General features: G+C 69.1%; 10 protein-coding genes. 3 read left to right on the forward strand and 7 right to left on the reverse strand.

All coding sequences use genetic code 11. The features are described 5' to 3' along the window. Nucleotides 1-86: 86 nt before the first annotated feature. On the forward strand, nt 87-1,844 hold the full coding sequence (locus ABZX92_RS23140; RefSeq protein WP_355562881.1) for a rhamnogalacturonan lyase: 1,758 nt from the start codon (nt 87-89) through the stop codon (nt 1,842-1,844). Nucleotides 1,845-2,051: 207 nt separating this feature from the next. Next, the gene (locus ABZX92_RS23145; protein WP_355562884.1) at nt 2,052-3,200 is read left to right on the forward strand and encodes a right-handed parallel beta-helix repeat-containing protein; all 1,149 of its coding nucleotides are present in this window, start codon (nt 2,052-2,054) and stop codon (nt 3,198-3,200) included. A gap of 144 nt (nt 3,201-3,344) precedes the next feature. Here ABZX92_RS23145 and ABZX92_RS23150 read toward each other — a convergent pair whose 3' ends face one another. Both ABZX92_RS23150 and ABZX92_RS23155 read right to left on the reverse strand, forming a co-directional pair. After that, nucleotides 3,345-4,334 carry a GDSL-type esterase/lipase family protein gene (locus tag ABZX92_RS23150; protein ID WP_355562886.1) on the reverse strand — a complete coding sequence of 330 codons (990 nt, stop codon included), beginning with the start codon at nt 4,332-4,334 and terminating at the stop codon, nt 3,345-3,347. Further along, nucleotides 4,331-4,699: a hypothetical protein gene (locus ABZX92_RS23155; RefSeq protein ID WP_355562889.1), complete on the reverse strand. Its 369-nt coding sequence runs from the start codon at nt 4,697-4,699 to the stop codon at nt 4,331-4,333. The genes ABZX92_RS23150 and ABZX92_RS23155 overlap by 4 nt, the downstream gene beginning before the upstream one ends. Nucleotides 4,700-4,998: 299 nt before the next feature. Between ABZX92_RS23155 and ABZX92_RS23160 the strand changes: the two genes are divergently transcribed. Then, nucleotides 4,999-6,006: a LacI family DNA-binding transcriptional regulator gene (locus ABZX92_RS23160; protein ID WP_355562892.1), complete on the forward strand. Its 1,008-nt coding sequence runs from the start codon at nt 4,999-5,001 to the stop codon at nt 6,004-6,006. 8 nt (nt 6,007-6,014) lie between these two features. Here ABZX92_RS23160 and hpaD read toward each other — a convergent pair whose 3' ends face one another. The 5 genes from hpaD to ABZX92_RS23185 are packed head-to-tail and all read right to left on the reverse strand — an operon-like array spanning nt 6,015 to nt 12,391. Beyond that, on the reverse strand, nt 6,015-7,058 hold the full coding sequence (gene hpaD / locus ABZX92_RS23165; protein ID WP_355562895.1) for a 3,4-dihydroxyphenylacetate 2,3-dioxygenase: 1,044 nt from the start codon (nt 7,056-7,058) through the stop codon (nt 6,015-6,017). After that, complete coding sequence (gene hpaE, locus ABZX92_RS23170; RefSeq protein ID WP_355562898.1) at nt 7,055-8,566, reverse strand: 5-carboxymethyl-2-hydroxymuconate semialdehyde dehydrogenase; 1,512 nt, start codon at nt 8,564-8,566, stop codon at nt 7,055-7,057. Before hpaE ends, hpaD begins: the two co-directional genes overlap by 4 nt. Continuing rightward, a complete protein-coding gene (dapA, locus tag ABZX92_RS23175; protein WP_355562900.1) occupies nt 8,566-9,510 on the reverse strand; it encodes a 4-hydroxy-tetrahydrodipicolinate synthase in 945 nt (314 codons plus the stop codon). Before dapA ends, hpaE begins: the two co-directional genes overlap by 1 nt. After that, nucleotides 9,440-10,930, reverse strand: a complete 1,491-nt coding sequence (locus ABZX92_RS23180; protein WP_355562903.1) for a fumarylacetoacetate hydrolase family protein — start codon at nt 10,928-10,930, stop codon at nt 9,440-9,442. The genes dapA and ABZX92_RS23180 overlap by 71 nt, the downstream gene beginning before the upstream one ends. A gap of 24 nt (nt 10,931-10,954) precedes the next feature. Beyond that, entirely contained in the window at nt 10,955-12,391 is a 1,437-nt protein-coding gene (locus ABZX92_RS23185; protein WP_355562906.1) for an aldehyde dehydrogenase family protein, read from the reverse strand. Nucleotides 12,392-12,427 lie beyond the last annotated feature (36 nt).

Here is a 12,427-nt window from a genome sequence, read left to right on the forward strand (position 1 = left end):
GCTCCATGAACAAGTTCACGCGAGCTGTCGGTGGTGGCGAGAACTTCACCACCAACAGCTGCTCGGTCTCGGGCGGGTGATGCGCGATGAAGCGGACAACGATGTCGGCACTCCTCGCGGCGATCCTGGTCGCGGGCGGCGTTCCCGCGGTCGCGCAACCGGCGGCCACCGCGGACCGCGGGCTCGTCAGCATCCGGTCGGTCCACGGCGACGGCAACTTCGTGTCGTGGCGGCTGCTCGGCTCCGATGCTCCTGACGTGGCGTTCGACGTCTACCGCGACGGGGTGAAGGTCAACCGCGCGCCGGTGACGACGGCGACGAGCTATCTCGACGCGGGTGCGCCCGCGACGGCGTCCTACTCGGTGCGCCAGGTGGGCGGAGGCGTGGAATCGGCGGCCACGCGATCCGTCGGCACCCTGGCGACGAGCAAGGACGTGCCGATCCAGAGCCCGGGATCCGGTTACGTGGCGAACGACGCGTCGGTCGGCGACCTGGACGGCGACGGTGAGTACGAGATCGTCCTGAAGTGGGATCCCGCGGACGCCAAGGACAACTCGCAGGCGGGCCGCACCGGCAACGTGTACCTGGACGCGTACGAACTCAACGGCACCCGGTTGTGGCGCATCGACCTCGGCCGCAACATCCGAGCGGGCGCGCACTACACCCAGTTCCAGGTCTTCGACTACGACGGTGACGGCAGGGCCGAGATCGCCGTGAAGACCGCGGACGGCACGCGGTCGGGCACCGGGCAGGTGATCGGCAACGCGAACGCCGACCACCGCAACGCCGACGGTTATGTGCTGGCCGGTCCGGAGTTCCTGTCGGTCTTCCGCGGCACGGACGGCGCGGTGCTCGACACCGAGAACTACGTGCCACCACGAGGAACCGTCTCGTCGTGGGGCGACAGCTACGGCAACCGGGTCGACCGCTTCCTGGCGGGAACGGCCTATTTGGACGGTTCGCGGCCGAGCATCGTGATGGCGCGCGGGTACTACACCCGCAGCGTGATCTCGGCGTGGGACTTCCGGAACGGCCAGCTGACCCAGCGCTGGACGTTCGACTCGGCGTCCCAGTCGAACCGCTCGGCGTGGGAGGGCAGGGGCAACCACCAGCTGTCGGTGGCCGACGTGGACGCCGACGGCCGCGACGAGATCATCTACGGCTCGATGGCGATCGACGACAACGGGCGCGGCCTGTGGCAGAACGGCACCCACCACGGTGACGCGCTGCACGTCGGCGACTTCATCCCGTCCCGCCCCGGCCTGGAGGTCTTCAAGCCGTCGGAGCACACGAACGAGGTCGCGGACTGGATGGGGGACGCCCGCACCGGCCAGATCCTGTGGAGCGCGCCGTCGTGCGGCTGCGACAACGGCCGGGCGGTGGCCGCGGACATCTGGGCGGGCAACCCCGGTGCCGAGGCGTGGTCGGCCGCGGTCGGCGGACTGAGGTCCGCCACGACGGGGGCGCAGGTCGCGGCCCGCAAGCCGGGTTCGACCAACTTCGTGATCTGGTGGGACGGCGACGCGCAGCGCGAGCTGTTGAACGGCACCACGATCGACAAGTACGGCCCCAACGGTGACACGCGGCTGCTCACCGGGTCGGGCGTGGCCTCCAACAACGGCACCAAGTCCACGCCGGCGTTGCAGGCGGACATCCTCGGCGACTGGCGCGAGGAGGTCATCTGGCGCACCTCGGACAGCCGGGCGCTGCGCATCTACTCGACCACCGAACCGACGTCGATCCGGCGTCCCTCGCTGATGCAGGACCGGCAGTACCGGGAAGCCGTGGCGTGGCAGAACACGGCCTACAACCAGCCACCGCACCCGAGCTTCGCCACTCCCTGATCTCCGCGGGGAACAACTGAAGATCGAATCCGCGGACGCGCCCGTCCGCGGATTCGGCATGCCCGCGGTCCGGGTCGTTTTCTATTTGTGAATTGCACGCTTTTCACCGTTGTGAATCTTTTCGGGCTTCGTTGCATTTCTTGAAGTGGGTGCGTTAACTTGCCTGGGAGCGCTCCCGGAAATCCTTTCGCACTCAGGGAGAAAATGATGAAGTCCACAGGTGTGGCGTTGGCCGTCGTCCTGGCGTTGCCATTACCCGCGTCCGCTGCCGACAGCGTGCTGTACGTGTCGCCGTCCGGACGTGACGGCGCGACCGGCACGATCTCCGACCCGACCACGCTGACCTCGGCGATCACCCGGATCGCGGCGGGCGGCACGATCTTCGTGCGCGGCGGCACGTACGGCCTGGCCAAGACGGTCACGATCGCCGCGGGCAACAACGGCACGGCGAGCGCCCGCAAGAAGCTGACCTCCTACCAGGGCGAGAAGCCGGTGCTGAACTTCTCGGCGCAGACCGAGGACCCGGCCAACCGCGGCCTGGCCGTGAACGGGTCGTACTGGCACGTCTACGGCCTGATCGTGGAACGCGCCGGCGACAACGGCATCTTCGTGGGCGGCAGCAACAACATCCTCGAACGCACGGTCACCCGTTACAACCGCGACACCGGCCTGCAGCTCTCGCGGATCGCGTCCAGCACGCCGAAGAGTCAGTGGCCGGCCAACAACCTCGTGCTGAGCGCCGAGTCCCACGACAACCGCGACTCCGACGGCGAGGACGCCGACGGGTTCGCCGCCAAGCTGACCGTCGGCTCCGGCAACGTCTTCCGGTACGCCGTGTCGCACAACAACATCGACGACGGCTGGGACCTCTACACCAAGTCCGACACCGGCGCGATCGGCCCGGTGACCATCGAGGACTCCCTGTCGTACCGGAACGGCACGCTCAGCAACGGCGGCCAGGCGGGCAACGGCGACCGCAACGGCTTCAAGCTCGGCGGCGAGGACATCGCCGTGCCGCACGTCGTCCGGCGCACCATCGCGTTCGACAACGGCAAGCACGGCTTCACGTACAACCGCAACCCCGGCGCCATGACCGTGTCGAACAACCTCAGCATCGACAACGACGAGCGCAACTTCTCGTTCGACGCGGGCAGCACGGTGTATCGCGGCAACACGTCGTGCCGCAGCAGCAAGGGTGCCAACGACAAGACCGTCGGCAACGCGGACAGCTCGAACCAGTTCTGGCTCGGCACCAACGGATCGAGGTGTTCCTCCTACACCGGCGCCCTCGGCTGGTCGTTCGCCTCGGACGGCAAGTTGCTGGTGACGCTGGGCGGCAAACCGGTCACGCTGTAGTCCTGACCGCGTCCGACGCCTCGCCCTCTGGACGGTTGATTCCAAGGTCGCGCTGCACGCCCGCCAGACGCCAGCAGGGCCAACGCCTTGGAAGCAACCGTTCAGCAGACCGTCGCTTCTACCCCAAAGGTCAGAAGCGACGGTCTACCAGATCTTCGCGGCGATGATCGGGGCGAGGCGGTCGGCGATCTTGCGGTGGCCCTGGTCGTTGGGGTGCACGTTGTCCGTCGTGTCGGTGGCCTCGTCGATCCAGCCCGTCGTGTCGACGAAGTACGCGTTGCTGTCGTTGAGCTCCCTGACCGCCGCCTGCGTCTCCGGCAGGAACCGCTTGCGGAACGTGCCCAGCGCGAAGATCGCCGCGGTCGGGTACTTCTGCCGGGCGCGTTGCAGCAGCGTCACGTAGGAAGCGCGGAACTGGTCCTTCGTGACGCCGTGCCCGACGTCGTTGGTACCGAGGTTGATCACGACGGCGTTCGCCTTGTACCGGCCGAAGTTCCACGCGGGCGCGTCCAGCGCGAGTCCGGTGCGCAGGAAGCCTTCGCGCATGCTCAGGCAGCCGTCAGCGGCCGGGTGCAGGCACGCGCCGCCCACCGCGATCTGCGTGTGGCCGGTCTTGAGCTTCTCGCCCGTGAGCCAGCCGTATGCCGTGAGCGCCTGCTTCGACGACTGCTGGCCGACGGTGATGGAGTCGCCGACGAACTCGATGATCTTCGACGGCACGGCGGGAGCGAACGTCTTCGCGCCGGTGTCGATTTCGATGCCCTGGTACACCGCGTCACCCTTGTAGGAGCCCGCGATCGGGCGGTAGGAAACGCGAAGGGTGTGGTCGCCCGCGGTCAATGGCGTGGGGGTGAGGTTCGCCGTGCCGGTCCGGTTCACATAGGACACGTCGGGACCGCCGTCGATGCTCACGAAGAAGTCGATCGCGCGGCGCTGCTTGAGCTTCACCGTCCGGCCGGTGAAGCCGACGGCGAGGTAGGCGCCGGCCCACTCGGAGACGTAGGCGCTCGACGTGGCCGTGTTCCAGCGACCGAAGTACCTGACGTTCGGGTCGGTCGGGGTGCTCGCGGCGGAGGCAGAGGGCGTTACGACGACGCTGCTGACGAGGACCGTTGCTGCGACCAGGAGTTTCACGGTGCGTCCTTCCGGTGCGAGGGCAGGGGAACGCGCGTCCAGTCGACGTCCGAGGCGAAGTAGAAGCCCGGGTGCGACGGCTGGTTGTAGGTGGTCTGCCGGCGGGCGGCCTCGACGCGGTACTGGCGGTCATGCATGAGCGTGTACATCTGTGGCCGGCCGGTTCCGTGCTGAGGTGGTAGCGCAACGCGGTGCTGCCCGGCGGGCGCAGGACGAGTTCCTCGCCCCAGTCGCCGAAGATGTCCGCCACGAGCGAGCTGGCGCCAGCTCAGGTGCACGCCGTCGCTGGCCGTTGCCGCGACGAGCCCGCGATCGAGGACGACTGTGACCACCAACGGGAGCAGAACGCATCGTCGCAGATCCACGGCGGCAACGATGAACCGTTCCAGCACGTGATGCAAGGGCCCAAATGTGTTGCGGCACAATGCGGAAAGCGTTTTCCAAGGCGAACCGTCGAATCGGGCGCGCCATTCGACAGAAAAAGTGTCGAACAAGTCGAAACGGGCTCACCCCTTCTTGACGCCCCATGTGAGTCGTGCCACGTTCACGAAGTCCGGTCGAAGCGATTCGATTCACCCTCGGTGACCAAGGAGGACGTGCCCGGCGCGCGGCTGGCGAGCACCGGGTTCGACTGTCGATCGTCGATGTGAACGGAGGTGCCAACGTGGTCACCATCGCGGATGTGGCGAGGCATGCCGGTGTCGCGCCGAGCACCGTCTCGTACGTGCTGACGGGCAAGCGGTCGATCTCACCGCAGACCCGCACCAAGGTCAGGGAGAGCATCCGGCTGCTGGGCTACCACCCGCACGCCGGTGCCAGGGCGCTCGCGACGAGCAGGACGAACGTGGTGGCGCTGGTGCTGCCGTTGCGCCCCGGCGTGCACCTGCCCGTCGTGATGCGGTTCGTGACGGCGGCGGTCACCACCGCCCGCAGGCACGACATGGACGTGCTGCTGGTGACGGCGGACCAAGGCGCCCAAGGTCTGCGCCGGGTGGCGGGCAGTGCCCAGGTCGACGGTTTCCTGGTGATGGACGTCGAACTGGACGACGACCGGGTGCCACTGCTGCGGCAGATGGCACAGCCGTCCGTCCTCATCGGACGCCCCGCCGCGGTCAAGGGACTGACCTGTGTGGACCTCGACTTCGAGTCCGCCGGGGCGCGGTGCGTCGACCACCTGGCCGACCTCGGTCATCGCTACATCGGGTTCCTCGGCGCTCCGAGCGTCGTGTACCAGCGCAACACCGGCTACGCGCAGCGCATGATGACCGGGTTCGGCGCGGCGGCCATGCGGCGGGGCATCGCGTCCACGGTGCTGCCCGCCGAGGACGACTACGAGTCGGTGCTGGCTTCGGTGCGCTCGTTGCTGCGCACGCAGCCGGCGATGACCGCGCTCGTCGTGCACAACGAGGCGGCGCTCGGCTGGGTCGCGGCGAGCCTGCGCGCGCTGGGGCGCCGGGTTCCCGACGACGTGGCCGTCGTGGCGATCTGCCCGGACGAGCTCGCCGAGCAGATGCAGCTCACCTCGGTGCAGCTGCCCGCGGAGGAGCTGGGACGGCAGGCGATGGAGCTGCTCGTCGCGAGGTTGAACGGCCGGCCGACGGCACCGCTGACCCTGTTGCCGCCGAAGCTCTCCGGCCGCGCGAGCACCGGCCCGCGCCTGCGCCGTGCCTGATCCACGCGTCAGACCTGCTCGCCCAGCTTGAACTCCCGCTCCTCCTTGTTCGTGTACGAGAAGCCGTCCGCGCCGATGGTGACCTCCGACTCCAGCGACTCGGTCCGCACGACGAGCGGCTGCGGGTTGCCGTCGAGGTCGAGCACCGCGGACGCCTCGGCGTACCAGCTCGGCACCACCGCGTTGCCCCACCAGTCACGCCGCTGGTTGTCGTGCACGTCCCAGGTGATCACCGGGTTGTCCGGGTCGCCCGTGTAGTAGTCGTGGGTGTACAGCTCGACGCGGTGGCCGTCGGGATCGCGCAGGTACAGGTAGAACGCGTTGGACACGCCGTGCCGGCCGGGACCGCGCTCGATCATGTCCGACTTCCGGACGGCGCCGAGATGATCGCAGACGTGCAGGATCTGGGTGCGTTCGTGGGCGGCGAACGCGATGTGGTGCAGGCGCGGGCCGTCGCCGCCGGTCAGTGCCACGTCGTGCACGGTCGGCTTGCGGAACATCCAGGCCGCGTACACCGTGCCCTCGTCGTCCTGGATGTCCTCGGAGACGCGGAAGTCCAGGCCCTCGTAGTACTTCCGGGCGGCTGGCACGTCCGGAGTGGCGAGGTTGAAGTGGTCGAGCCTCGCCAGCGCGCCCGCGCCGTGCAGGTCGTAGCGCTGGGTGAAGCGCGCGACGTGCTCGGCGTCGTGGAAGAACTCCACCGGGAAGCCGAGCGGGTCCTCGACGCGCACCGCCTCGCCGATGCCGCGGGTCGCACCGGCCGGGCGGCGTTCGACCCGGCAGCCCAGCGCCCCGTAGTACTCCTGGGCCAGGTCGAGGTCGTGGGGAGTGCGGACGCGGTAGGCGAGCACGGCCACCGCGGCTGTCGAACCCTTGCGCAGCACCAGGCAGTGGTGCAGATACTCCTCGAACGCGCGCAGGTACAACGCGTCGTCGTCCTCGTGCGTGACGACGAGGCCGAGCACGTCGACGTAGAACGCGCGTGAGGCGGCCAGATCGGTGACGACCAGCTCCGCGTAGGCGCAGCGGATGACGTCCGGCGGAGTGGTCATGACTGTCCTTTCTGGACTGTTCCGAAGCGAGGTGTGTGCACCGGCCCGAGCGTGACGTGGACCGCCTGCTGGTGGCTGTAGAAGTCGAGTGAGCGGTAGCCGCCCTCCTGGGCCAGCCCGGACGCCTTCACACCACCGAACGGCGTGCGCAGGTCGCGGACGTTGTGGGAGTTCAGCCAGACCATGCCCGCCTCGACCGACTGGGCGAACGCGTGGGCGCGCTCCAGCTTCGGCGTCCACACGTAGGCGGCGAGCCCGTACTTCACCTCGTTGGCCAGCGCGAGCGCTTCCTCGTCGGTGCCGAACGGGGTCAGCGCCACCACCGGGCCGAAGATCTCCTCCTGGAAGATCCGGGCGTCCGGTGCGACGTCGGCGAACACCGTCGGCGCCACGTAGTTGCCCGTGTCGAGGCCGGGTGGACGCCCGCCACCCGCGAGCAGCCTGCCCTCGGTCTTGCCCAGCTCGACGTAGCTCATCACCTTCGCGTAGTGCTCGGGGTGCACGAGAGCGCCGACCTCGGTGGCCGGGTCGAACGGATCACCGACGACGATCCGGCGGGCCCGCTCAGAAAAACGGGAGCAGAACTCGTCGTACACCGGCCGTTCGACGAGGATTCGGCTGCCCGCGGTGCACCGCTCGCCGTTGAGCGAGAACACGCCGAACAGCGTGGAGTCGATCGCGGCGTCGAGGTCGGCGTCGGCGAACACGATCGCGGGCGACTTGCCGCCGAGCTCCATCGACATGCCCTTGAGGCCCGCGGCGCAGTTGCGGAAGATCGTCTGCCCGGTCGTGCTCTCGCCGGTGAACGAGATCAGCGGCACGTCCGGGTGCTTGACCAGGGCGTCACCCGCCTCCTCGCCGAACCCGTTGACGAGGTTGAACACGCCGTCCGGCAGTCCCGCCTCGGCGAAGATCCCCGCCCACAGGCTCGCCGACAGCGGGGTGAACTCCGCGGGCTTGAGCACCACCGTGCAGCCGGAGGCCAGTGCGGGCGCGAGTTTCCAGCTCTCCAGCATGAACGGCGTGTTCCACGGCGTGATCAGCCCGGCGACGCCGACCGGCTTGCGGTGCACGTAGTTCAGTTGCCGGCCGGGCACCTGGTAGGTGTCGTCGGACTGCGCCACGACCAGGTCCGCGAAGAACCGGAAGTTCTCGGCGGCGCGGTGGGCCTGGCCGAGCGCCTGGGTGATCGGCAGCCCGGTGTCGAACGTCTCCAGCTCGGCGAGCCGCTCGTCCTGCGCTTCCACCGCGTCCGCGATCCTGTTCAGCACCTTGGCCCGTGCGCGAGCGGCCATCCGCGGCCAAGGCCCTTCCACGAACGCCTTGCGCGCCGCAGCCGCCGCGAGGTCGACGTCCTCGGCCTGACCTGCCGCAGCGGTGACGTACGGCGTGTTGGAGACCGGGTCGAGCACGTCGAACGTCTTGGCGGACAAGCTGTCGACCAGCTCACCGCCGATGAAGTGCTGGAGCTTCCCGGGAAGGTTGTCCGGAACGTGGTGCGTCGTCATCACTTTCCTTCCAAGGTGAAACCCTCGGCAGGGCTCAGGTAGTTCGCTCCCTCTGCCAGCAGCGCCTTCATGCGGTCGAGGCCGGACGGGGTCGGCTCGATGAGCGGAGGCCGGACGTGCCCGGACGCGATCAGGCCGCGCTCGGCGAGCACCCACTTGCCCGGCGCCGGGTTCGTCTCCACGAAAAGGAGGTCCACCAACGGATGCAGCCCGTAGTGGATCTCGCGAGCCCGTTCGTGGTCGCCCGACTCCCAGGCCGTGAACATCTCGGCGCAGGCGGCGGGCGCGATGTTCGCGGTGGCACTGACGAACCCGGCACCGCCGAGTGCCAGCAGCGGCAGGCACAACAGCTCGATGCCGGACCACACCAGCAGCTCCCGTCCGCACAGGTGCAGCACGCGGGAGAAGTGCTCGAAGTCCTTCGTGGTCTCCTTGACGCCGACGAAGTTGTCGAGGTCGCGGAACAACCGGGCGACGGTCTCCGGTGCGATGTCGACGGCGGTGCGGCTCGGCACGTTGTAGGCCACGATCGGCAGATCCGGGAACTCCAGCGCCACCGTGCGGTACCAGGTGTAGAGCGCTTCCTGGGTCGGCCGCGCGTAATAAGGCGTGATCACCAGCGCCGCGTCGGCTCCCGCGTCCTGCGCGGCGGCCGTCAGCTCCAGCGTCTCGTCCAGCTTCGCCGTGCCGGTACCGGGCACGAAGGGCACCCGGTCGGCCACCTCGGCGGCCACCGTGCGGATCGCCGCCGCCCGTTCGGTCACCGTCTGGGCACCGGGCTCACCGGTGGAACCTCCGATCGAGATGCCGTGCGTGCCGGACGCGAGCTGCCAGCGCACCAGGTTGATCAGGCCTTCGTGGTCGACAGCGCCGTCAGCGGTGAACGGGGTCATCACTGGTGCGATCGAGCCGCGGATCTGCTGGGGGTTGGAGCGGAAACGCATTGCTGTCCTTCCACGCGTAGTACTTTCCGAGCCAGTGCTCGCTCATCGGATAGAGCCCCTCGACCCGTTCGCCGGCCGCGACCTGCTCGGCGATGAACCTCTCCTGGAGCTCCTGCTCGATCGCCGCGCCGACGACCTCCTCCACCAGATCCGGCGGGATCACCAGCACGCCGTCGTCGTCTCCGACGATCACGTCGCCGGGGCACACGGTCGCGCCACCGCAGGAGATCGCGATGTCGACATCCCACGGCACGTGCCGGCGGCCGAGCACCGCCGGATGTGGGCCGGCGTGATAGGTCGGGATGGCCAGGGCCGTCACCGCGGCGATGTCGCGGACTCCGCCGTCGGTGACGATTCCGGCCGCGCCCGCGACCTGGGCCCGTAGAGCGAGGATGTCGCCGACCGTGCCGGTGCCGCGCTCGCCCCGTGCCTCCATCACCAGCACCTCGCCGGGACCGAGCGAGTCGATCACGCGTTTCTGTGCGTTGTACCCGTTGCCGTGCTTGCGGAAGAGGTCCTCGCGGTACGGCAGGTACCGCAACGTCCTGGCGAGGCCGGTGAGGCGGCCACCGGGCCGGGTCGAGGTCAGCCCGTCGATCGACACCGCGTTGTAGCCGCGCTTGCGGAGCTGGGACGACAGCGTCGCGGTGCTCACGGACTCGATCCGCGCGCGCAGCGAGTCCGTGAGGGCGAACCCTGGTTCCGTTGTGCCGTAAGCCTCCGCGCGTTGAAACTCGTCTGCTCGCGGCTGGGCGCCGAACGGTCCGAACGGGACTGTTCCCTCGCCGATGTGCGTGACCAGACGCCCGGTGGTGAGGCCACCGAGCGTGTCGACCTCGACCTCGACGACGTCGCCGGGCACCGCCACCGACGCGCCCGCGGGTGTCCCGGTGAGCACCACGTCTCCAGGTTCGAGCGTGATCAGCTGCGACAGGTCGGCGACCAGCCTGCCGAACCCGAACAACAGCCCGGCGGTCGTGTCCTCCTGGACCAGATCGCCGTTGTGCCACGTGCGGATCCGCAGAGCCGCGGGGTCCACGAACTCGGCCGGCAGCAGCACCGGGCCGAGCGGGGTGAACCCGTCGCCACCCTTCGAGCGGAGGTTGCTGCCCTTGTCGGCATGGCGCAGGTCGTAGACGCCGAAGTCGTTCGCGGCGGTGACCGCGGCGACGTGGGCCCAGCCGTCCTCCGGTGCCACCCGGCGGGCTGTTTTGCCGATGACCAGGGCGATCTCGCCCTCGAACCCGAGCAGTTCGGTTCCCGCCGGTTGCTCCAGCACGTCACCGCTGGAGGCGACCGAGGTCGGCGGCTTGAGGAAGTACGACGGCTGGTCCGGCACCCGCCCGCGTTGTGCCGCGCGCGACGGGTAGTTGAGGTGCAACGCGATGATCTTGCCCGGCCTGGGCACTGGCGTGGTCATCCGAAGTCCTGCCTGTGAAGGGGATCAGTAGCCGTAGTGCAGCCAGACCGACTTGGTCTCGGTGTAGGCGTCGATCGCCCACGGGCCCATCTCCCGCCCCCAGCCAGAAGCCTTGTAACCACCCCACGGCGCGGCCATGTCCGGAATCGGCGGCATGTTCACGAAGACCGCGCCCGCCCGGATGCCGTCGGCGTAGCGCTGCGCCGTGCGGATGTCGTGCGTCCACACCGTCGCGGCCAGGCCGTACTCGGTGTCGTTGGCCCGCCCGAGCAGGTCGTCCTCGCCGTCGTAGGACGTCACCGCGAGCACCGGGCCGAAGATCTCCTCGCGCATGATCGCCATGCCGTCGGTGACGCCGGCGAACAGCGTCGGCGCGTAGAAGTAACCGTCGCCGTCCACCTTGCCGCCACCGGTCACCAGCTCGGCGCCCTCGTCACGACCCGTGCGCACCAGCGCGTCCACGTGGTCACGGTGCTTCTGCGACACCAACGGGCCGAGCTGCGTGGACTCGTCGCTGCCCGGCCCGACCTTCAGGCTCTCCAGGCCGCGCGCCATCTTCTCGACGAACTCCTGCTCGCGCTTTTGATCCACGTAGAACCGCGTGTAGGCCGCGCACACCTGACCGGAGTTGAGGGTCGCGCCCGCGAGGTTGCCCGCGACGGCCGCGTCGACGTCGGCGTCGGCCGCCACGATGCTCGGCGCCTTGCCGCCCAGCTCCAGCGTGAGGCGCTTGAGGTTCGACGCCGCGCTCGCCGCCGTGATCAGCTTCCCGACCGCCGTGGAACCGGTGTAGGAGACGTGGTCGACGCCGAGATGACCGCTCAGCATCGCGCCGACCTCGCCGTCGCCGGTGACGAGGTTGACGACACCGGCGGGAATCCCGGCCTCCTGGGTGAGCTCGACGAGCCGGATGCTGGTCAGCGGGGTGACCTCGCTCGGCTTGATCACCACGGTGTTGCCGGTGGCGAGCGCCGGGGCGAGCTTCCAGGCGAGGATCATCAGCGGGAAGTTCCACGGCGTGATCAGCGCGTTCACCCCGACCGGCTCGCGGCGGGTGTAGTGCAGCGTGTCCGGGAACGAGACCGGGTTCGTGGTGCCCTGGATCTTGGTGACCCAGCCGGCGAAGTAGCGGAAGTGCTCGGCCGCGCCGGTGACGCTGACCTGGCGGGACACGCCGATCGGCTGCCCCTGGTCGCGGGTCTCCAGCGCGGCCAGTTCCTCGTGGTGCTCCTGGACCAGATCGGCCAGGCGGAACAGCAGTGCGGCGCGCTGGACGGGTAGCAGTCCCGCCCACTCGGGGCTGGTGAGTGCCCGGCGTGCCGCGGCGACGGCGGCGTCGACGTCGGCGCGTGAGGCGGTGCCGACCTCCTCGATCACCTGGCCGGTCGCCGGGTCCAGGGTCGGGATGCCGCCACCACCGGCCTCGGCCCACTGCCCGTCGATGAACAGTCGCGTCGCCATCCAGGTGCCTCCTCGGCTCGTCGTCGAGCCGAGTAT

This window comes from Lentzea sp. NPDC006480, from assembly GCF_040611995.1.
GTDB lineage: Bacteria > Actinomycetota > Actinomycetes > Mycobacteriales > Pseudonocardiaceae > Lentzea.

Coding starts and splice junctions, on each gene's coding strand:
- hpaE (WP_355562898.1), bottom strand. CDS start 8,566: ATGACGACGCACCACGTTCCGGACAACCTTCCCGGGAAGCTCCAGCAC.
- hpaD (WP_355562895.1), bottom strand. CDS start 7,058: ATGACCACTCCGCCGGACGTCATCCGCTGCGCCTACGCGGAGCTGGTC.
- ABZX92_RS23140 (WP_355562881.1), top strand. CDS start 87: ATGAAGCGGACAACGATGTCGGCACTCCTCGCGGCGATCCTGGTCGCG.
- ABZX92_RS23185 (WP_355562906.1), bottom strand. CDS start 12,391: ATGGCGACGCGACTGTTCATCGACGGGCAGTGGGCCGAGGCCGGTGGT.
- dapA (WP_355562900.1), bottom strand. CDS start 9,510: ATGCGTTTCCGCTCCAACCCCCAGCAGATCCGCGGCTCGATCGCACCA.
- ABZX92_RS23180 (WP_355562903.1), bottom strand. CDS start 10,930: ATGACCACGCCAGTGCCCAGGCCGGGCAAGATCATCGCGTTGCACCTC.
- ABZX92_RS23145 (WP_355562884.1), top strand. CDS start 2,052: ATGAAGTCCACAGGTGTGGCGTTGGCCGTCGTCCTGGCGTTGCCATTA.